At 64.3% G+C, this 18,505-nt stretch carries 21 protein-coding genes; 10 read left to right on the forward strand and 11 right to left on the reverse strand.

Annotated features, from left to right (window positions below; all coding sequences use genetic code 11):
• Positions 1-50 precede the first annotated feature (50 nt).
• From HUX88_RS04535 to ssuE, 6 genes are all read right to left on the reverse strand, one after another.
• Positions 51-617, reverse strand: coding sequence for a YceI family protein (locus tag HUX88_RS04535; RefSeq protein WP_117015616.1), 567 nt, complete (start codon positions 615-617; stop codon positions 51-53).
• 264 nt (positions 618-881) lie between these two features.
• The gene (locus HUX88_RS04540; RefSeq protein WP_176360975.1) at positions 882-1,685 is read right to left on the reverse strand and encodes an ATP-binding cassette domain-containing protein; all 804 of its coding nucleotides are present in this window, start codon (positions 1,683-1,685) and stop codon (positions 882-884) included.
• A gap of 13 nt (positions 1,686-1,698) precedes the next feature.
• Positions 1,699-2,469: an aliphatic sulfonate ABC transporter permease SsuC gene (gene ssuC / locus HUX88_RS04545; RefSeq protein WP_117015614.1), complete on the reverse strand. Its 771-nt coding sequence runs from the start codon at positions 2,467-2,469 to the stop codon at positions 1,699-1,701.
• Between the two features lies 1 nt (position 2,470).
• Complete coding sequence (gene ssuD / locus HUX88_RS04550; protein ID WP_176361092.1) at positions 2,471-3,613, reverse strand: FMNH2-dependent alkanesulfonate monooxygenase; 1,143 nt, start codon at positions 3,611-3,613, stop codon at positions 2,471-2,473.
• 16 nt (positions 3,614-3,629) lie between these two features.
• Positions 3,630-4,586 (reverse strand): sulfonate ABC transporter substrate-binding protein, encoded by a 957-nt coding sequence (locus HUX88_RS04555; protein WP_176360976.1) that lies wholly within the window; start codon positions 4,584-4,586, stop codon positions 3,630-3,632.
• 21 nt (positions 4,587-4,607) lie between these two features.
• Complete coding sequence (ssuE, locus tag HUX88_RS04560) at positions 4,608-5,195, reverse strand: NADPH-dependent FMN reductase (protein WP_176360977.1); 588 nt, start codon at positions 5,193-5,195, stop codon at positions 4,608-4,610.
• Positions 5,196-5,399: 204 nt separating this feature from the next.
• Between ssuE and HUX88_RS04565 the strand changes: the two genes are divergently transcribed.
• From HUX88_RS04565 to HUX88_RS04575, 3 genes are read left to right on the forward strand one after another with little or no spacing between them, the layout of a single operon-like run.
• The gene (locus HUX88_RS04565; protein WP_176360978.1) at positions 5,400-6,212 is read left to right on the forward strand and encodes a methionine ABC transporter ATP-binding protein; all 813 of its coding nucleotides are present in this window, start codon (positions 5,400-5,402) and stop codon (positions 6,210-6,212) included.
• On the forward strand, positions 6,205-6,885 hold the full coding sequence (locus HUX88_RS04570; RefSeq protein WP_117015609.1) for a methionine ABC transporter permease: 681 nt from the start codon (positions 6,205-6,207) through the stop codon (positions 6,883-6,885). The genes HUX88_RS04565 and HUX88_RS04570 overlap by 8 nt, the downstream gene beginning before the upstream one ends.
• A gap of 14 nt (positions 6,886-6,899) precedes the next feature.
• The gene (locus HUX88_RS04575) at positions 6,900-7,745 is read left to right on the forward strand and encodes a MetQ/NlpA family ABC transporter substrate-binding protein (RefSeq protein WP_176360979.1); all 846 of its coding nucleotides are present in this window, start codon (positions 6,900-6,902) and stop codon (positions 7,743-7,745) included.
• A 10-nt stretch (positions 7,746-7,755) separates the two neighbouring features.
• Here the strand turns inward: HUX88_RS04575 and HUX88_RS32095 are convergent, their stop codons facing one another.
• The 3 genes from HUX88_RS32095 to epsC form a co-directional block, all read right to left on the reverse strand.
• On the reverse strand, positions 7,756-8,439 hold the full coding sequence (locus HUX88_RS32095) for a PEP-CTERM sorting domain-containing protein (protein WP_229219195.1): 684 nt from the start codon (positions 8,437-8,439) through the stop codon (positions 7,756-7,758).
• 130 nt (positions 8,440-8,569) lie between these two features.
• Positions 8,570-9,412, reverse strand: coding sequence for a glutathione-dependent disulfide-bond oxidoreductase (gene yghU / locus HUX88_RS04585; protein WP_176360980.1), 843 nt, complete (start codon positions 9,410-9,412; stop codon positions 8,570-8,572).
• 38 nt (positions 9,413-9,450) lie between these two features.
• Complete coding sequence (gene epsC / locus HUX88_RS04590; protein WP_176360981.1) at positions 9,451-10,374, reverse strand: serine O-acetyltransferase EpsC; 924 nt, start codon at positions 10,372-10,374, stop codon at positions 9,451-9,453.
• A 114-nt stretch (positions 10,375-10,488) separates the two neighbouring features.
• Between epsC and HUX88_RS04595 the strand changes: the two genes are divergently transcribed.
• Positions 10,489-11,670, forward strand: a complete 1,182-nt coding sequence (locus tag HUX88_RS04595; RefSeq protein WP_176360982.1) for a multidrug effflux MFS transporter — start codon at positions 10,489-10,491, stop codon at positions 11,668-11,670.
• A gap of 13 nt (positions 11,671-11,683) precedes the next feature.
• Positions 11,684-12,469, forward strand: coding sequence for an ATP-grasp domain-containing protein (locus HUX88_RS04600; RefSeq protein WP_176360983.1), 786 nt, complete (start codon positions 11,684-11,686; stop codon positions 12,467-12,469).
• Positions 12,470-12,502: 33 nt separating this feature from the next.
• Here the strand turns inward: HUX88_RS04600 and HUX88_RS04605 are convergent, their stop codons facing one another.
• Positions 12,503-12,772 (reverse strand): hypothetical protein, encoded by a 270-nt coding sequence (locus HUX88_RS04605; RefSeq protein ID WP_117015605.1) that lies wholly within the window; start codon positions 12,770-12,772, stop codon positions 12,503-12,505.
• 74 nt (positions 12,773-12,846) lie between these two features.
• On the opposite strand from HUX88_RS04605, the gene HUX88_RS04610 reads away from it, so the two are divergent.
• Positions 12,847-14,280, forward strand: coding sequence for a PLP-dependent aminotransferase family protein (locus HUX88_RS04610; RefSeq protein ID WP_117015604.1), 1,434 nt, complete (start codon positions 12,847-12,849; stop codon positions 14,278-14,280).
• A gap of 53 nt (positions 14,281-14,333) precedes the next feature.
• Positions 14,334-14,786, forward strand: a complete 453-nt coding sequence (locus HUX88_RS04615; protein WP_117015603.1) for an Rrf2 family transcriptional regulator — start codon at positions 14,334-14,336, stop codon at positions 14,784-14,786.
• 1 nt (position 14,787) lies between these two features.
• On the opposite strand, the gene HUX88_RS04620 is transcribed toward HUX88_RS04615, so the two are convergent.
• Positions 14,788-15,450 (reverse strand): GntR family transcriptional regulator, encoded by a 663-nt coding sequence (locus HUX88_RS04620; RefSeq protein WP_176360984.1) that lies wholly within the window; start codon positions 15,448-15,450, stop codon positions 14,788-14,790.
• A gap of 131 nt (positions 15,451-15,581) precedes the next feature.
• On the opposite strand from HUX88_RS04620, the gene dctP reads away from it, so the two are divergent.
• Genes dctP through HUX88_RS04635 form a run of 3 tightly spaced genes read left to right on the forward strand, consistent with a single transcriptional unit; the run spans position 15,582 to position 18,504 of the window.
• Positions 15,582-16,598 (forward strand): TRAP transporter substrate-binding protein DctP, encoded by a 1,017-nt coding sequence (gene dctP, locus HUX88_RS04625; RefSeq protein ID WP_176360985.1) that lies wholly within the window; start codon positions 15,582-15,584, stop codon positions 16,596-16,598.
• Positions 16,595-17,158 (forward strand): TRAP transporter small permease, encoded by a 564-nt coding sequence (locus HUX88_RS04630; RefSeq protein WP_161091208.1) that lies wholly within the window; start codon positions 16,595-16,597, stop codon positions 17,156-17,158. The genes dctP and HUX88_RS04630 overlap by 4 nt, the downstream gene beginning before the upstream one ends.
• Entirely contained in the window at positions 17,155-18,504 is a 1,350-nt protein-coding gene (locus HUX88_RS04635) for a TRAP transporter large permease (protein WP_117015599.1), read from the forward strand. The genes HUX88_RS04630 and HUX88_RS04635 overlap by 4 nt, the downstream gene beginning before the upstream one ends.
• Position 18,505: the final 1 nt, after the last annotated feature.

Below are 18,505 nucleotides of genomic sequence, written 5' to 3' on the forward strand. Positions count from 1 at the left end.
CCGCGCCAGCCCACATCAGGAGCTAATGAATTGAGCCAGGCTCAGTTCGATTAGTCCTTGATGGATTCGACTGCGAAAGTCAGGGTTACGTCGTCGCCGACGTAAGGTGCGTATTTACCGGCGTTGAATTCGGTACGCTTGATGGTGGCGGTGGCGTTGGCGCCGCAAGCCAGTTTCTTCAGCATCGGGTGATCCATGCACTGCATGTGGGTCACGGTCAGCTTGACCGGCTTGGTCACGCCCTTGATGGTCAGGTTGCCGTCGATCGACGCCACTTTGTCGCCGTCAAAGTTGAACTTGGTCGACTTGTAGGTGATGGTCGGGAACTTGGTGGTGTCCAGGAAGTCCTCGCCCTGGATGTGGCCGTCGAACAGTTTCGAACCGGTGTCCACCGATTTGGTATCGATCACGGCTTCAACCGAGCCGGTCTTGGCGACGCGGTCCAGCACGATCTTGGCGGTCGTGTTGTTGAAGCGGCTTTGCTGGGTCGAGTAGCCGAAGTGGCTGTACTCGAAGCGGGCAAAGGTGTGGTTGGCGTCGGAGGTGAAGCTTTCCGGCGCGGCGAAGGCGGACAGCGAGATACCAGCGGCGACCAGCAGGGCGAAGATTTTTTTCATTAGTGAGACTCCAGAATGTGGGAACAATGTATAAGAACTCGACCCGACCTATGCCAGCGCCTGGTGCATGTCTTCGAGTGAAGCGATTATGCTCGTCACATCTAAAGTTGTAAAACGAAAAATTTACCGCCTTACTATCGATTAAATCGATCATAAAGCCGGCGACTCATGCGGGAATGATAACGCCGCAGGCATCAAACGACGATCTGCCTTAAGGCCGGTGGCCGCACTACCCGGCGGAGTAATGCGGCCACGGAGGGCATGTCAGGCCGCGGCGGCCACTGCGCCCGGTTGACGCAGGATGCGGCCCAGCAGCCGCTGCTCCAGCGCCGCGAACCCCGCGCTGCCACGTGCGCGCGGACGAGGCAGATCCACCTTCAGGTCCAGCGTGATGCGTCCCTCCTCGATCAGCACCACGCGGTCGGCCAGCGCCAGCGCCTCCTGCACGTCGTGCGTGACCAGCACGGCGGTGAAGCCGCGCGTCTGCCACAGCGCCTCGATCAGCTGCTGCATCTCGATGCGGGTCAGCGCGTCGAGCGCGCCCAGTGGCTCGTCCAGCAGCAGCAACTGCGGCTCGTGCAGCAAGGCGCGCGCCAGCGCCACTCGCTGCCGCTGGCCGCCCGACAATTCCGCCGGCCAGTCGTCGGCGCGGTCGGCCAGGCCCACGGTGGCCAGCGTGGCCGCCGCCGCGTTCAGGGAGAGCGGCATGCCGATCGCCACATTCTCCAGCACCGATTTCCACGGCAGCAGCCGAGCCTCCTGGAACATGATGCGGATGCTGGCCGCAAGGCTGCCATTGCCGACGGCGATGCTGCCGGCGTCGGCGCCGTCCAATCCCGCGATGGCGCGCAGCAGCGTGCTTTTGCCGCAGCCGCTGCGACCGACCACGGCGACGAATTCGCCGGCGCGCAGTTCCAGCCGCACGTCGCTCAGCACCGGCCGCGCGCCGAACGATTTGCTCACGCCGTCCAGCGTCAGGGACACGCCCTGCCGCCGGGTGGGCGCGGGGGCGGCGGACCGGCGGCTCACGGCATGGCCGGTGTCGAATAAAGCGGTCGAGATATGCATGGGGTTTCCTTCATCAACGATAAGCGGGATTCCAGCGCAGGAAGTGCTGCTCCATCCCGCGCGACAGCAAGTCGGCCAGCTTGCCCAGCAAGGCGTACAGCAGGATGCCCACCAGGACCACGTCCGTTTGCAGGAACTCGCGGGCGTTCATGGTCATGTAGCCGATGCCCGCCTGCGCCGAGATGGTTTCGGCCACGATCAGCAGCACCCACACCAGGCCGAGCGAAAAGCGCACGCCCACCAGGATGGATGGCAGCGCCGCCGGCAGGATCACGTCGCGGTACAGCGGCCAGCCGGACAAGCCGTAGCTGCGCGCCATCTCGATCAAGCCCTGGTCGGCGGAGCGAATGCCATGGAAGGTGTTCAGGTACACGGGGAAGAACACGCCCACTGCCAGCAGGAACAGCTTGGCCGTTTCATCGATGCCGAACCACAGGATCACCAGCGGGATCAGGGCCAGCGCCGGGATGTTGCGCACCATTTGCAGCGTGGTGTCGAGCAGCGTCTCGGCGCGGCGCACGCTGCCGGTCAACAGGCCAAGCAGCAGCCCCGCGCCGGCGCCGATGGCAAAGCCGCTGGCCGCGCGCCACAGGCTGGCGCGCAGGTGCAGCCACAACTCGCCGGAGACGGCCAGGGTCCAGAAGGCCTTGGCCACCGCCCACGGCGCCGGCAGGATGCGGCTGGACAGCCAGCCCAGTTGCGACGCGGCCTGCCAGCCGGCGATCAGCAACAGCGGCAGTATCCACGGCGCGAAGGCGTTGGGGCGCGGAGCGGTGGTACGCATGTCACGCCGCCTTCTTCGGCACGATGGTGTTGGCCATCACCTCGCCGAACGGACCGCTCAGCGACTGCTCGCCGGCCGCCCTGCCCTTGCCCAGCAGCGGGAACACCAGCTCGGCGAAGCGGTACGATTCCTCCAGGTGCGGGTAGCCGGAGAAGATGAAGGTCTCGATGCCCAGGTCCGCATATTCGCGAATGCGCGCCACCACGGTCTGCGGATCGCCCACCAGCGCGGTGCCGGCGCCGCCGCGCACCAGGCCCACGCCGGCCCACAGGTTGGGCGACACTTCCAGCTTGTCGCGGCGGCCGCCGTGCAGCGCGGCCATGCGCTGCTGGCCCACCGAATCCATCTTGCCGAACGCCGCCTGCGCCTTGGCGATGATGTCGTCGTCCAGATGGCTGATCAACTCCTCGGCGGCGCGCCACGCCGCCTCGTTGGTCTCGCGGACGATCACGTGCAGGCGTATCCCGAACTTCACCGTGCGGCCATGCGCGGCGGCGCGGGTGCGTATGTCGGCGATCTTCTCGGCCACGGCGGCCGGCGGTTCGCCCCAGGTCAGGTAGACGTCCATCTGCTCGGCCGCCAGCGCGTGCGCCGGTTCCGACGAGCCGCCGAAGTACAGCGGCGGATGCGGCTTCTGCACCGCCGGATACAGCGTCTTCGCGCCCTTGACCTTGATATGCTTGCCCTCGAAATCGTAGCCCGCCTCGCCGCCTTCGCCGGACAGCGAGGCGCGCCACACGCGGATGAATTCATCCGAGATCTCGTAGCGCTTGGCGTGGTCGGCGAACAGGCCGTCCGCTTCCAGCTCGCCCTGGTCGCCGCCGGTGACGACGTTGATCAGCAGGCGGCCGTTGGACAAGCGGTCGAAGGACGCGGCCATACGCACCGCCAGTCCCGGCGTGGTCAGGCCCGGACGGATCGCGACCAGGAACTTGAGCTTGCGCGTGGCGCCGATCAGCGACGAGGCCACCACCCAGGCGTCCTCGCAGGAGCGGCCGGTGGGCAGCAGCACGCCGTCGTAGCCCAGCGTGTCGGCGGCGACCGCGCACTGCCGCAGGTAATCGGCATCGACCGGGCGCGCGCCCGTGGAGGTGCCGAGGTAGCGGCTGTCGCCGTGCGTGGGGATGAACCAGAAAATATTCAGCGACATGATGGTCTCCTTATAGCGCGTCTTTGACCACGATGGCTTTCGGGATCAGTTTCAGGTTGGAGAAGGCGTCCGCCACCTTTTGCTGCTGCTCGATCACGGCGGCGTTGACCGGCTTGACGCCATAGGCATAGCGCGACGCGGCCAACGCCACCACGTCCACATCCAGGCCGGTCTGCGCGGCGAGGATGGCGGCGACTTCCTTCTGGTTCCTGGCGCCCCACTCGTCCACGCTGGCGATTTCCTCAAGCACGATGCGGACGATTTCCGGGTTCTTCTCCGCGTAGCTGCGCGAGGCCAGGTAGAACTGGTGGTTGGATACCAGGCCCTTGCCGTCGGCCAGCACGCGTGCGCCCAGCTGCTTCTCGGCGGCGGCCAGGAACGGGTCCCAGATCACCCAGGCATCCACGCCGCCGCGTTCGAACGCGGCGCGCGCGTCGGCCGGCGGCAGGTAGATCGCCTGGATATCCTTGTACGCCAGGCCGGCCTTCTCCAGTGCCTTGACCAGCAGGTAGTGCACGTTGGAGCCTTTGTTCAGCACCACCTTCTTGCCCTTCAGGTCCGCCAGGCTGCGTATCTTCGAGTCTCTGGGCACGACGATCGCCTCGCTGGACGGCGACGGCGGCTCGTTGCCGATATAAACCAGGTTGGCGCCGGCGGCCTGCGCAAAGATGGGCGGCGCCTCGCCGACGGTGCCGAAGTCGATGCTGCCGACGTTCAGCCCCTCCAGTAGCACCGGGCCAGCCGGGAACTCGGTCCATTTGACGCTGACGTTCTTGGCGGCCAGGCGCTGCTCCAGCGTGCCGCGTCCTTTCAGCAAAGTCAGCGTGCCGTATTTCTGGTAGCCGATGCGGACTTCCTGCCTGGCTTGCGCGCTGGCGGCCGACGGCGCGCCGGCCGCGAATACGCCCGCCGCGAACAGCAGGCCCAGTGTGTGGCGGCGCGATGCGCGTTTCGATTCGATGCTCATGGAGTTCCTTTGTTGTGGTGATCAGCGTGCCAGGCGTACCGGCTGCAGCGACGCCACGTACACGTCTTCGGTGCGGCCGGCCAGCGCCTGCAGGCCGGCCGACAAATCCTCGATGCCGGCGTCCACGCGCCAGGCGACGTCCGGATCCAGCGTCAAGCCGCCGTCGTCGCTCCATGTCAATTGCTGCGAGGTGGCGTAGACGCTGGCCAGCACCTGGCGCGCTTCAAGCGCATGCAGCACCGGCCGCAGCGCGTAGTCCAGCGCCAGCATGTGCGACTGGCTGCCGCCGGTGGCCAGCGGCAGCACCAGCTTGCCCGCCAGGCCATCCTGCGGCAGCAGGTCGAGAAAGGCTTTCAGGATGCCGGTAAACGACGCCTTGTACACCGGCGTGGCGATGACGATGGCGTCGGCGGCGGCCACCGCGGCCAGCGCGCGCTTGATCGCCAGATCCGATGTATCGCCTTGCAGCAGCGCCCGCGCCGGCAGGTCGCGCACCAGCAGGGTGCTGCGCCAGTGTCCTTGGATGGACAGCTTCTGGCCCACATGATCCAGCAATCGGCCGGTGCTTGAAGGGATTGCGGGACTGCCGCCTATCAGAAGTACGCTCATTGCTGCTCCCTGTGTTGTTCGTGGAAGCCAGATTAATTCCGCACCAGTGAAATCAAAACGAATAGTTTTACGTTTTGATATGCACTTTCCTCTTTATAATTTTTAGGCATATAGAAAGCGGAATAACTTCGTTTGCCGCATGAGCCGCAGATGCGATACTGCGCGCACCGGAACCTTACACCCGGCACCAACCGCTTATTCCTGATGACTACACCTCTGATTCGCATCGATCATGCGAGTAAAACCTTTGCGCTGCCCGACGGCGGCGCGTTCCACGCGGTACGCGACGTTTCCCTGGAAGTGAATACCGGCGATATCTTCGGCCTGATCGGCAAGAGCGGCGCCGGCAAGTCGACCTTGCTGCGCCTGTTTAACCTGCTGGAGCGGCCGGACAGCGGCCGCGTGTTTGTCGACGGCCGCGAATTGACCGCGCTGTCCAAGCGCGAACTGCGCGACGCGCGCAGCAATATCGGCATGATCTTCCAGCAGTTCAACCTGCTGCAAAACGCCACCGTGTTCGACAACGTCGCCTTCCCGCTGCGCATCCACGGCGGCCATACGCCGGCGCAGATCACGGCCCGCGTCAATGAATGCCTGGAGCTGGTGGAGTTGAGCGGCAAGGCTGCCAACTATCCGGCGCAGCTGTCGGGTGGCCAGAAGCAGCGCGTCGCCATCGCGCGCGCGCTGGCCAGCGGACCGGCCGTCATGCTGTGCGACGAGCCCACCTCCGCGCTGGACGCCGAGACCACGCGCGCGCTGCTCGCCACGCTGCGCGACATCAACCGCCGCCTGAACGTCACCATCGTCATCGTCAGCCATGAGTTGTCGGTGCTGGGCGAGATCTGCAACCGCGTGGCCGTCATCGAGGATGGCGCGATCGCCGAACAATTCGCGCTGGACGACGCCGCAAGCCTGGCCGAGCCGCGCAAGACCGCGCTGGGCCGCGAACTGGCGCAGCACGGCGCCGCCAGTGCGCTCGCCGCAAACACTGTCAACACGGAGGCCGCCTATGTCTGAATATCTCGCCTCGCTCGACGCCATCCTCGCCATGCTGCCGGAGATGTGGACCGCCCTCGGGCAAACGCTGACCATGCTCGGCATCGGCCTGACCGCGGCGGTGCTGATCGGCGGCCCGCTCGGCATCCTGCTGTTCCTGGTGGCGGACGGCCAGTCGCTACAGAATCGCCCGGTCGCCCTGGTGCTCGGATGGCTGGTGAACGTGGTGCGCTCCTTCCCGTTCATCATTTTGCTGGTGGCGCTGGTGCCGTTCACGCGCATCATCGCCGGCACCTCGATCGGCCCGCTGGCCGCCGCCGTGCCGCTGTCCTTCGCCGCCGTGCCCTACTTCGCCCGCATGGTCGAACAGAACCTGCGTGAAGTACCGCGCGGCGTGATCGAAGCCGCCCACGCCATGGGTGCCTCGGAACTGCAGATCGTATTGCGCGTGCTGCTGGTTGAGGCCCGCTCCGGCCTGGTGCTGGCGCTGACCGTGCTGTCGATCAGCTTCCTGTCCTACTCCGCCGTGGCCGGCGTGGTGGGCGGCGGCGGCATCGGCGACCTCGCCATCCGCTACGGCTACTACCGCTTCGAGACCGACATCATGGTCGCCACCGTCGCCGTCCTGATCGCCATGGTGCAGCTGATCCAGTTCACCGGCAACCGCATCGCCAAACGCCTAGACAAACGCTAATCAAAGGAACACATATGAACGCACCCCGCCGCAACCTGCTGCTCGCCGCATTGACCATCGCCCTCGGCATCGCCGCGCCGTCCTACGCCAAGGACCCGAAAGAAATCGTGATCGGCACCAGCTCCGGCCCGTATGCGGACCAGATCAAACTGGGCATCAAGCCTATCCTGGAAAAGCAGGGATACAAGGTCAAGCTGGTGGAGTTCAACGACTACATCCAGCCGAACTTCGCGCTGGCCGAGGGTTCGCTGGACGCCAACGTGTTCCAGCACATCGTCTACCTGAATGAATTCGCGGCCAAGAACAAGCTGCCGCTGGCGGACCTGGTGAAGATCCCGACCGCGCCGATCGCCATCTACAGCAAGAAGCACAAGACGCTGGCGGAGGCGAAGGAAGGCACGACCGTCGCCATGCCGAACGATCCGACCAACCAGGCGCGCGCGCTGGTGATGCTGGATCAACTGGGATGGATCAAGCTGCGTGAGAAGTTCGACCCGGTGAAGGCATCGGAGAAGGACATCGCCGTCAACGTCAAGAAGGTCAAGCTGATCGCGCTGGAAGCGGCGCAGCTGCCACGCTCCCTGCAGGACACCGACTACTCCTTCGTCAACGGGAACTACGCGCTGGCCTCGGGCATGAAGCTGAAGGAAGCGCTGCTGACCGAGAAGATCTCGTCCAACTACATCAACCTGGTGGCGATCCGCGCCGCCGACAAGGACAAGCAGTTCGCCAAGGACATCGCGGCGGCCTACCGTTCGCGCGAGTTCCTGGCGGTCACCAACAAATACTTCCCCGACTACTCGAAGACCGAAGACCAGCTGGCGCTGGAAGCGGCCGGCGCGGCCAAGCCGGGCAAGTAAGGATAGCGGATCAGCCGCGCTGCTTTTTCCTGCGCGCGGCGACTCCAGACACCAGCGCCAGACCGGCCAGCAGCATTGCGTAGGACTCTGGCTCAGGAACGGCTGACACTTTGGTAATAGAGGTCAGCATGCCACTCATGTTCAGGGACCGGTCATTGGCCCAGTCATACACGCTGAGTCCCGCGTTCGCGTTGAACCATGCGTTCAAATTGAAATTCGAGGGAATGGACAGGTCGGACAAAATAGTGGAGCCGGGGTTATTAAACCAAAAGAAAATACTTGAGATACCAAGCGACTGCGGAGCAATGAAGATGGAATCGCTGGAACCAGCAGCGTGAAACACATTAATACTGGGGGCGCCGAACAGCGACGAAACAGAGGTGCCCGTCTTATCAAAGGTCATGTAGGAAGCTGGCGCGGCCGGCGAGTTTGGCGACGGCATGTAACGAGCGACGCCTGGCGTGCCGGAGTCAAGAGGAATGCTGGTATCGATTACAAATGCGCCATGAAAATCATCGCCGACACGGACGCCACCAGCAACCATCTTGCTAGACACAACCGAATGGCTGACAGTGACTGCAAGGTTGGACTCCCGCAGAGTATTAATGGTGCCCGTATATTCAAAAGTAATGAGTTCGGCATGAGCCGAAGCGGCACAAAAAAGACCAAGCAAGACAAGTGCGAAGCGACGCATAGCGATTTCCGATAAAGTTAAGGAAACGTCACTATATTGCCGATACATTAATTTCGCAATAGAAATATTAAAAGATTAAGCATTGGAGTCAATTCACAGCATGGCGGCCTGCCGACCGCCATCTGAGGGTTCAATCCAGGTCTGAAGCGCTATGCCGTTCGCTCACCTGCTCTTCCGGCTCACCGAACGTGCGATTGACCTTGCGGCCACGGATCACCGCAGGACGCGCGGCGATGTCGTCGGCCCAGCGCTTGACGTTCTTGTACTCGTGCACCGACAGGAACTCGCCGGCGCCGTAAATCTTCCCGAGCACCAGAACACCGTACCACGGCCAGATCGCCATGTCGGCGATGGTGTACTCGTCGCCCGCGACATAGCGGTGATCGGCAAGCTGGCGATCGAGCACGTCGAGCTGGCGCTTGACTTCCATTGCATAGCGGTTGATCGGGTACTCCAGCTTTTCCGGCGCGTAGGCGTAGAAGTGGCCGAAGCCTCCGCCTAGGAACGGCGCGGAACCCATCTGCCAGAACAGCCAGTTCAAGGTCTCGGTGCGCGCCGTCAGTTCCTTCGGCAGGAAGGCGCCGAACTTCTCGGCCAGGTACACCAGGATCGAGCCGGATTCGAACACGCGCAACGGCTTGGCGCCGCTGCGGTCGACCATCGCCGGGATCTTCGAGTTGGGGTTGATGTCGACGAAGCCGCTGGAGAACTGCTCGCCTTCGTTGATGCGGATAAGCCAGGCGTCGTACTCGGCGCCGCTGTGCCCTGCGGCCAGCAGCTCCTCCAGCATGATCGTCACCTTGACGCCGTTCGGCGTTCCCAGCGAATAGAGCTGCAGCGGATGCTTCCCGACCGGCAGTTCCTTCTCGTGGGTAGGCCCCGAGACCGGGCGGTTGATGCTCGCAAAAGTGCCGCCGGATGGCGCGTTGGCCACCCAGACTTTCGGCGGTACATAGTTCGATTGATCCGTCATTCCAAAAACTCCGTGCGTATTCAAACCAAAAGCATACCCTAATCGTTGCGCATCTGCGCTTGGGACACATTGCTCCCCGCCGGCACGCTCTGCGTGAGCCACACATTGCCGCCGATGGTGGAGCCGGCGCCGATGGTGATGCGCCCCAGGATGGTGGCGCCGGCGTAGATCACCACGTCGTCCTCCACCACCGGATGGCGCGGCACGCCCTTGATCAACGCGCCCTTCTCGTCCGCCGGGAAGCGCTTGGCGCCCAAGGTCACATGCTGGTACAGCCGCACGCGCTGGCCGATGATCGCCGTCTCGCCGATCACCACGCCGGTGCCGTGGTCGATGAAGAAGCTGCCGCCGATCTGCGCGCCCGGATGGATGTCGATCCCCGTCAGCGAATGGCCGATGTCCGAAATCAGCCGCGCCAGGAACGGCGAGCCAAGCCGGTGCAGGCTGTGCGCCAGCCGGTAGTACAGGATGGCGATGGTGCCCGGATAGCACAGCATGATCTCGGCGACCGACGTCGCCGCCGGATCGCCCGAGAACGCCGCCTGCACGTCGGACACCAGCAGCCCGCGGATGCCCGGCAGCCCTGCCGCGAACTCGCGCGTGATGGCGTGGGCCTGGCGCGTCAGCGCATCCTCATCGGCCGCCGCGTCCTCCAGCGAAAACTGCAGGCCGCGCCGGACCTGTTCCGTCAGGCGGTTCAAGGTGGTGTTGAGCGTGTCGCCGACGAAGTAGTCGATGCTCTCGTCGGTCAGGTTGGGCCGCCCGTAGTGCGTCGGGAACAGCACCGCCGACAGGCCGTTGACGATGATCGTCAGCGCCTCGCGCGACGGCAGCTCACGCACCTTGCCGTGATGGCGGATATTGTGCGTGGCCTCGCGCGACACGCGCAGCTGCTCGATCACGCCGTCCAGGTTCCAGTGCGACGGCTTGACGCCGGTTCCATCATAGGTATCGATAGTCATAGTGTCTCGAATTATAAAAACGTCGGCAGCAGGGCGAAGGAATGATTTCGCCCTTGGATATGCGATGGCCGCATATCGCGTAAAATGCTCGGCTCACAGAACAATACGCCTTTCATGAATATTTTGCTGACACTGCTGCTGGCCGGCCTGAGTATGGTCGGGCCGCTGGCCATCGACACCTACCTGCCGTCGTTCCCCGCCATCGCCCTGGCCTTCGACGCCAGCCCGTTGCTGATTCAGCAGACCCTGAGCATGTTCCTGTTCTGCTTCGCCTTCATGATGCTGTTCTACGGCACGCTGTCCGACTCCTTCGGCCGCCGCCCGGTGATCCTGGTGTCGCTGGTGGCCTACGTGGCCGCCTCCATCGTCGGCGCGATGGCGCCGTCCATCGGCGTGCTGCTGGCCTGCCGCATCGTGCAGGGCCTGGCGGCCGGCGCCGGCTCGGTGGTCGGCCGCGCCATCGTGCAGGACCGCTTCTCCGGCGTCGCCGCGCAGAAGATCCTGTCGCACATCATGATGATCTTCGGCCTGGCGCCGGCCATCGCACCGGTGCTGGGCGGCTGGCTGCAGGTGAGCTTCGGCTGGCGTTCGATCTTCTGGTTCCTCAGCGGCTTCGGCATCCTGATGTTCATCGCCGTGCAGCGCGCGCTGCCCGAGAGCCTGGCCGTCAAGGACCGCCATCCCTTCCACCTCGGCGTGATCGCCGCGAACTACTGGAAGGTGCTGTGCCACCACCAGTTCCTGCTGCTGTCGATCGCGGTCGGCATGAGCTTCGCGGGCGTGGCGCTGTATATCGGCTCGGCCGCCTACTTCGTGATGAACATCCTGCACCTGCCGGAGACCGCGTTCGCATGGATGTTCGTGCCGCTGATCAGCGGCATGGTGATCGGCTCCGCGCTGTCGGGCAAGTTCGCGCACAGGTTCTCGCGCAGCGCGCAGGTGTGGATGGGTTTCGCGGTCATGATCGCCTCCGGCGTCATCAACGTGGCCTACAACAGCGCCTTCGTGGCCGCCGTGCCGTACGCAGTGCTGCCGCTGTTTATCTATTCCTTCGGCCTGGCGTTGTCGATGACGCCCCTGTCGCTGATCGCGCTGGAGTACTTCCCCAACAATAGCGGGCTGGCGGCGTCGATGCAGTCCTTCATCCAGATGCTGCTGTTCGCGCTGGTGTCCGGCCTGGTGGCGCCGCTGCTGTTCGACAGCGCGCTGAAACTGGCCTGGGGCGTGCTCGCCAGCCTGGTCGTCAGCGTGATCGCCTGGCTGCTGGCGCAGACCGGCAAGCCGGTCACGCACTAAGCCCAGGCATCCGATGAGACTACTCTACCCCTGCGACCCGTTTAACAGCAAACTGCCAGATGAGGAGTATCGCGAGGAGTTTGATGCGGCCATTGCCAGTGGCCTTGCCTGCTCACTGTTTTCGTTAGAAGACTTCCAAGGCGGAGAGTTTAAGCCGCGACCAAAATTTGATGAGGCAGAAGTAGTCGCCTACCGAGGCTGGATGCTGGACATCGACGATTATTCTCGTCTGAGCGCCGCGATGATTGATGCTGGCGCCAAGCCACTCGTCAACGCCGTTGAGTATCAGCGTTGCCATCACTTACCAGGCTGGTATCAGGTTTGTGTCGAGTGGACTCCCGAAACCGTCTTCGTCGACCAAGACATTAACTTCACTATCGAACTCGCCAAACTGAATTGGCCTGCCTACTTTGTAAAGGACTACGTCAAGTCGCTGACTACGTCGCGCGGCTCTATTGCAAAGAATGCCGAGGAAGTGACGGAGCTGGTCGCGCTTATTAAGCAATATCGGGGGAAAATTGAGGGGGGTATCTGCATCCGTCGTTTTGAGTCCTTGCAGCCTGATACCGAAGAACGTTATTTTGTCCTTCGTGGCACGCCATATGGCAGAGATGGGACAGTCCCCGATCTGGTCCGACGAATAGCAGCAGCTGTCGACAGTCCGTTTTTCTCTGTCGACACCGTACTCTCAGCGGATGGACATCTGCGCCTGATTGAACTCGGTGACGGTCAAGTGTCCGACCGAAAGCTATGGCCGGCGGAGAATTTTGCCAGGATGCTTGCGCAAAGCGGCATCTGATCGAGAGCGAGACCCATCATCAAGTAGGATCAATCAAGGCCAGGGCGTCGGATTCACGTCGATGTATTGAGCGCCGCCCTGCTCCGGCTCACGGGCGTCGCCCCCGGCGCTGGCCGACGCGGGCCGGCCCGGCGCTTGGGCCGGATTGCGCAGGCCCAGTATCTCCTTGCGGGTCTCGACAAAGTCCGCGCTGGACAGGGGATGCTCCTTGTCCGGCCAGTTCTCTTCCGCCCATCGCTGCAACTCCTCGTAGCGCTGCCAAAGCTCGTTGACGAACTGGCGGCGCGCGGTTTCCTGATCCATGGTTCCTCCTGTGTGGCTTGCAAGTCTGTGGCAAACTGCCGGGTATTGTCTGTCAGGCGCCGCACAAACATAACATGGAACTCCACATCGTCATCGAGGGCACGAAGGATTTGAGCGGGCAGCTGTACCGCCAGCTGAGCGATTCGATCCGCAGCGGGCGCCTGGCCGACGGCCAGCAGTTGCCGCCCACCCGCTTGCTGGCCGAGCAGCTTGGCCTGTCGCGCAAGACCGTCTCCGATGTCTATACCCGCCTGACGCAGGAGCGGCTGGTGCTGGGCCAGGTCGGCAAGGGCAGCTTCGTGAGCGCACCGGTGGAGGCCAGGCCGCGCCGCCAGGTCGCCGCCAACCTCGCCAGCGCCGCCATCGTCGCCAAGTGGGACGCCATGCACGCGCCGCTGCGCAACCCGTTCCCGGAAGGCCGCTCGCGCCATGAGTTCATCGGCGGCTGCATCACGCCCGGCCTGTTCCCCGCCGACGAGTGGCGCCGCTGCGTGCTGCACGGCCTGCGCCAGGACGCCAGGACCGGCGGCATGTACCGCCAGGCGGAAGGCATCCCCGAGCTGCGCGCGGCCATCGCCCACCACGCCGCCTACGCGCGCGGCGTGGTCTGCACCGCCCACAATGTGGTGGTCACCAACGGCGCCCAGCAGGCGCTGGACCTGCTGGGCCGCGTGCTGCTGGAGCCGGGTTGCGTGGTGGCGGTCGAGGAGCCGGGCTATCCGGCCGCGCGCATGCTGTTCGCCAGCCAGGGCGCGCAGGTCGTGGGCATCGGCGTCGACCGCGAAGGCATGCTGGTGGACCAGATCCCGCAAGGCACGCGGCTGATCTACACCACGCCGGCCCACCAGTTCCCGCTTGGGATGCCGATGAGCGTGGCCCGGCGAGAGGCGCTGCTGGCGCGCGCGCTGGAGATCGGCGCCATCATCATCGAGGACGACTACGACAGCGAATTCCGCTACGAGGGCCGGCCCACCGATTCGCTGCAGAGCATGGACCGGCACGGCGTGGTGGCCTTCGTCGGCACCTTCTCCAAGGTGATGCTGCCGGAGCTGCGGCTCGGCTACGCGGTGCTGCCGGAGGCGGTGCTGAACGCGGCCCTCACCGTCAAGCACCTGAACGACTGGCACACCGCCACCGCCAGCCAGCACGCGCTGGCCAAGTTCATCTCGGACGGCTACCTGTCGCGCCACATCCGCCGCTGCAGCGAGATCTACGCGACGCGGCGCGAGCGCCTGCAAGCCCTGTTTGCCGGGCCGCTGTCGCCGTGGTTCGAACTGGTGCCGGCCAGCGCCGGCTTCCACGTGGCCGCGCTGTGCAAAAAGCCGCTGGACCTGGACCTGCTGCGGCGGCTGGCGCGGCGCGCCGACGTCGGCCTCTATCCGCTGTCGAACTTCTACGCCTTCACGCCGCCCAAGGCCGGCCTGTTCCTCGGTTACGGCGGCATCGAGACGCTCGACATCGACACCGCGCTGCTGCGCGTGCGCGACATTCTGCAACAAATGGAGTAAAGCTTCATGAGGATGTAGAATGGTGAATTGACCTGCAACAGACACTCCGAGCCATGCGCCTGACATCCTTCACCGACTACTCCCTGCGTACCTTGCTGTACCTGAGCGCGCACCGGGACCGGCTGGTCACGATCCAGGACATCGCCGACATGCACGCGATCTCGAAGAACCATCTGATGAAGGTGGTGTACCAGCTGGGTCAATCCGGCTTGGTGGAGACGGTGCGGGGCCGCAACGGCGGCCTGCGGCTGGCGAAGGAGCCGAAGGACATCAACATCGGCGCGCTGGTGCGGGCGACCGAGACCGATTTCTTCATGGCCGAATGCTTCGACCGCGAGACCGACACCTGCCCGCTCACGCCCAACTGCGCGCTCAAACACACGCTGAACGACGCCACCAAGGCCTTCCTGGCGGTGCTGGATAAACAAACGCTGCAGGACATGCTGCCGCAGGCCCCGTCCAACGCGGCCAAGCCGGTGCGGATGGTGCGCGGCGCTGCCAGCTAATTCAGGCCGCGTCCCGCTGCAGCTGCGGCAGGGACGCCATCAAATCCGAGAAGCGCTGTCCCTGTATCATCACGTGCTCGCGCAGCAGGCGCGCCGCCAATTCGCCGTCGCCGCCGACAATCGCCTGCACCACGCCGTCATGCTCGTGATAGGACGTGGACAGCCGGTCGCGCACCCGCAGCTGCAGGCGGCGGTAAGGCCGCAGGCGCCGGTACAGGTTGCGCGTCTGCTCGATCAGGAACTGGTTATGGCTGCCGGCGTAGATCGCCTCGTGGAACAACTCGTTCTTGTAGTAGTAGACGTCCGGCTCCTGCGCATCGCGCGCTTCCTGGCAGGCCTGGTGGGCCGCCAACAAAGCCTGCTGCTCCACGGGCGTCATGCGGCGCGCGGCCAGGCGGCCGCAGGTCGCCTCCAGTTCCGACATCACCTCGAACATCTCCACCAGCTGCTGCGGTCCCAGCTCCGCGACGATGGCGCCGCGCCGGGGGCGTATCACCACCAGTCCCATGGAAGCCAGCTGGATCAGCGTCTCGCGCACCGGCGTGCGGGAGACGCCGAAGCGCGCGGCCAACTCGGTTTCATCGAGGTGCTGGCCCGGTTTGAGCTCGCCGATGGCGATCATCTCTTCAATTTCTTCGCGCAGCGTGGCGGAATGGGTGGTCATGGTGTTCGCAGCCTTGTGTATATCAAGCTTCATTATAAGTCGCTTATTTAGCTTGACAATGTATTCGAACCAGATATTCTTGTATACACAAAACAAAGCGTTGCATATTTGACTTACCCCTTGGAGGAATGATGAGCGTAATCACCCGCAGGTCCGTACTGGCCGCCCTGGCCGCCAGCCCGTTGTTGCTGCAACCGGCATGGGCGCAGAGCACCACCCTCAAGATCTCGCACCAGTTCCCCGGCGGGACGGTCACCGACGGCGATTTCCGCGACCGCCTGACCCGCATGTTCGCCGCCGAGGTGGAAAAGCGCAGCAAGGGCAGCCTCAAATTCGAGATCTATCCCGGCTCCTCGCTGATGAAGACCAACGCCCAGTTCTCCGCCATGCGCAAGGGCGCGCTGGACATGTCGCTGGTGCCGCTGTCGTACGCCGGCGGCGAGGTCCCGGAGGTGAACATCGGCCTGATGCCCGGCCTGGTGACATCCTACGAACAGGCCTACGGCTGGAAGAACGCCGAAGTGGGCAAGGAGTTGAGCCGCATCCTGAACGAGAAGGGCATCATGCTGGTGAGCTGGATCTGGCAGGCCGGCGGCGTGGCCTCGCGCACCAAGCCGGTGATCGATCCTGACGATGCCAAGGGCATGAAGATACGCGGCGGCTCGCGCGAGATGGACCTGATCCTCAAGGCCGCCGGCGCCGCCGTGGTGTCGCTGCCGTCCAACGAGATCTACGCCGCCATGCAGACCGGCGCGATGGAGGCGGCGCTGACCTCCTCCACCTCGCTGATCTCGTTCCGCCTGGAGGAAGTGTCGAAGGCGCTGACCACCGGCCGCGCCGGCGCCTACTGGTTCATGTTCGAGCCGCTGATGATGTCCAAGGCCGTCTTCGACCGTCTGACAAAGGAACAGCAGGCCACCATCATGGCCGTCGGCGCCGAGATGGAAGCGTTCGCGCTGACCTCCGCCAAGGCCGACGACACGGCCGTGGCCAACGTCTACGCCAAGGCCAAGGCCAAGGTGGTGGACCTGAATCCGGCCGCGCTGAAAAAATGGCAGGCCATCGCCCGCACCACCGCCTGGAAGGACTACAGCGACCGCAATGAGAGCTGCGCCAAGCTGCTCAAGCTGGCGGAGAAGACGCTGTGAGCCACGGCATAGAGCTGGAGCCGCCGCGCGCGGCCGCGCCGCCGGACAACGCGGCCGTGGCGCTGGCGACCGCGCTGCTGAACAAGCTCAATCACGGGCTGATGCTGGTGTCCATGGTGGCGCTGGTGCTGACTGCCCTCGTGCTGACCTACTCGGTGGTGTCGCGCTACTTCTTCCACGCGCCCACCGACTGGCAGGACGAGGCCTCCGTGTTCATGCTGGTCGGCGTGACCTTCTTCTGCACCGCCTATGTGCAGTCGCATCGCGGCCACATCGGCATCGAGGCGCTGGCTTCGCTGCTGCCGGCGCGCGTGAACGCGGCGCGGCTGTTCATGGTGGACGTGGTGTCGGCGCTGTTCTGCGCCTTCTTCTCGTGGAAGTCGTGGACGCTGTTCCATGAGGCCTGGGTGGACGGCCAGACCACCTCCTCGACCTTCGCCCCGCCGCTGTGGATACCCTACGCCATGATGGCCGCCGGGATGAGCATCCTCACGCTGCAGATCGTGCTGCAAACGCTGGCACGGATGACCAACAAACCTTCATCGGAGCGCGCGGCATGAGCGACCTGACACTGGGCGCCCTGTACGGCGCCGTCACCCTGGTGGTGATGTTCTCCGGGATGCCTATCGCCTTCGCACTGGGCGTGGTGGCCACCGGCTTCATGTACTTCTGCATGCCGCCCTCCTCGCTCGACACGATCACCCAGAACGTGTACGAGGAGATGGCGTCGATCACGCTGCTGTCCATCCCCCTGTTCATCCTGAAGGGCGCGGCCATCGGCAAGTCCCCGGCCGGCAAGGACTTGTACTCCGCGATCCACACGTGGATGCACAAGATACCGGGCGGCCTTGGCATCGCCAACGTGTTCGCCTGCGCGCTGTTCGCGGCGATGGCCGGCTCGTCGCCCGCCACCTGCTCGGCCATCGGCTCGGCCGGCATCCCCGAGATGCGCCGCCGTGGCTACTCGCCCGGTTTCGCGGCCGGCATCATCGCCGCCGGCGGCACGCTGGGCATCCTGCTGCCGCCGTCGATCACCATGATCCTGTACGCGGTGGCCGCCGAGCAGTCGCTGGGCCGCCTGTTCCTGGCCGGGATAGGCCCGGGCGTGCTGCTGGTGCTGCTGTTCGCCGGCTATGCCGTCTACCGCGCGCACAAGGAATACAAGGCCGCGCTGGTCATCTACCAACAGGGCGGCGCCAAGTCGGCCTACCTGGAGGACGAGCACTACACGCTGGCGCAGAAGGTGGAGATGCTGCCGCGCGTGCTGCCCTTCATCATCCTGCTGATCGGCGTGATGGTCGCGCTGTACGGCGGTTTCGCCACGCCGTCCGAGACCGCCGGCTTGGGCGCCTTGCTGGCGCTGGTGCTGCTGGCCGCGATCTACGGCGTGTGGCGGCCGAAGGACCTGTCGCCCATCCTCAGCTCCTCGATCAAGGAATCGACGATGCTGTTGCTGATCATCGGCATGTCGCTGTTCTATTCGTACGTGATGAGCTACCTGCACATCAGCCAGTCCGCCGCCGCGTGGGTGGTCAGCCTGCACCTGTCGAAATGGCTGCTGCTGGCGGTGATCCTGCTGATGGTGATCGTGTTCGGCTTCTTCCTGCCGCCGGTGTCGATCATCCTGATGACGGCGCCCATCATCCTGCCACCGCTGAAGGCCGCAGGCTTCGATCTGATCTGGTTCGGCATCGTGATGACGGTGGTGATGGAAATGGGCCTGATCCACCCGCCGGTGGGCCTGAACATTTTCGTCATCAAGAACATCGCGCCCGACATCCCGCTCAAGGATGTGGTGTGGGGTGTGTTCCCGTTCCTGATTTTGATGTTCGTGGCGGTGCTGCTACTATGCCTGTTCCCGTCCATTTCCACCGGCCTGCCGGACATGATCATGGGAGCAAAATAAA

Source organism: Duganella sp. BJB1802 (assembly GCF_013369445.1).
Lineage (GTDB): Bacteria > Pseudomonadota > Gammaproteobacteria > Burkholderiales > Burkholderiaceae_D > Rugamonas > Rugamonas vulcania_A.

What these genes read in the sequence shown, in the direction of transcription:
- HUX88_RS04535 (WP_117015616.1), bottom strand. Translation starts at nt 617, where the DNA reads ATGAAAAAAATCTTCGCCCTGCTGGTCGCCGCTGGTATCTCGCTGTCC.
- HUX88_RS04540 (WP_176360975.1), bottom strand. Translation starts at nt 1,685, where the DNA reads ATGCATATCTCGACCGCTTTATTCGACACCGGCCATGCCGTGAGCCGC.
- ssuC (WP_117015614.1), bottom strand. Translation starts at nt 2,469, where the DNA reads ATGCGTACCACCGCTCCGCGCCCCAACGCCTTCGCGCCGTGGATACTG.
- HUX88_RS04555 (WP_176360976.1), bottom strand. Translation starts at nt 4,586, where the DNA reads ATGAGCATCGAATCGAAACGCGCATCGCGCCGCCACACACTGGGCCTG.
- ssuE (WP_176360977.1), bottom strand. Translation starts at nt 5,195, where the DNA reads ATGAGCGTACTTCTGATAGGCGGCAGTCCCGCAATCCCTTCAAGCACC.
- HUX88_RS04565 (WP_176360978.1), top strand. Translation starts at nt 5,400, where the DNA reads ATGACTACACCTCTGATTCGCATCGATCATGCGAGTAAAACCTTTGCG.
- HUX88_RS04570 (WP_117015609.1), top strand. Translation starts at nt 6,205, where the DNA reads ATGTCTGAATATCTCGCCTCGCTCGACGCCATCCTCGCCATGCTGCCG.
- HUX88_RS04575 (WP_176360979.1), top strand. Translation starts at nt 6,900, where the DNA reads ATGAACGCACCCCGCCGCAACCTGCTGCTCGCCGCATTGACCATCGCC.
- HUX88_RS32095 (WP_229219195.1), bottom strand. Translation starts at nt 8,439, where the DNA reads ATGCGTCGCTTCGCACTTGTCTTGCTTGGTCTTTTTTGTGCCGCTTCG.
- yghU (WP_176360980.1), bottom strand. Translation starts at nt 9,412, where the DNA reads ATGACGGATCAATCGAACTATGTACCGCCGAAAGTCTGGGTGGCCAAC.
- epsC (WP_176360981.1), bottom strand. Translation starts at nt 10,374, where the DNA reads ATGACTATCGATACCTATGATGGAACCGGCGTCAAGCCGTCGCACTGG.
- HUX88_RS04595 (WP_176360982.1), top strand. Translation starts at nt 10,489, where the DNA reads ATGAATATTTTGCTGACACTGCTGCTGGCCGGCCTGAGTATGGTCGGG.
- HUX88_RS04600 (WP_176360983.1), top strand. Translation starts at nt 11,684, where the DNA reads ATGAGACTACTCTACCCCTGCGACCCGTTTAACAGCAAACTGCCAGAT.
- HUX88_RS04605 (WP_117015605.1), bottom strand. Translation starts at nt 12,772, where the DNA reads ATGGATCAGGAAACCGCGCGCCGCCAGTTCGTCAACGAGCTTTGGCAG.
- HUX88_RS04610 (WP_117015604.1), top strand. Translation starts at nt 12,847, where the DNA reads ATGGAACTCCACATCGTCATCGAGGGCACGAAGGATTTGAGCGGGCAG.
- HUX88_RS04615 (WP_117015603.1), top strand. Translation starts at nt 14,334, where the DNA reads ATGCGCCTGACATCCTTCACCGACTACTCCCTGCGTACCTTGCTGTAC.
- HUX88_RS04620 (WP_176360984.1), bottom strand. Translation starts at nt 15,450, where the DNA reads ATGACCACCCATTCCGCCACGCTGCGCGAAGAAATTGAAGAGATGATC.
- dctP (WP_176360985.1), top strand. Translation starts at nt 15,582, where the DNA reads ATGAGCGTAATCACCCGCAGGTCCGTACTGGCCGCCCTGGCCGCCAGC.
- HUX88_RS04635 (WP_117015599.1), top strand. Translation starts at nt 17,155, where the DNA reads ATGAGCGACCTGACACTGGGCGCCCTGTACGGCGCCGTCACCCTGGTG.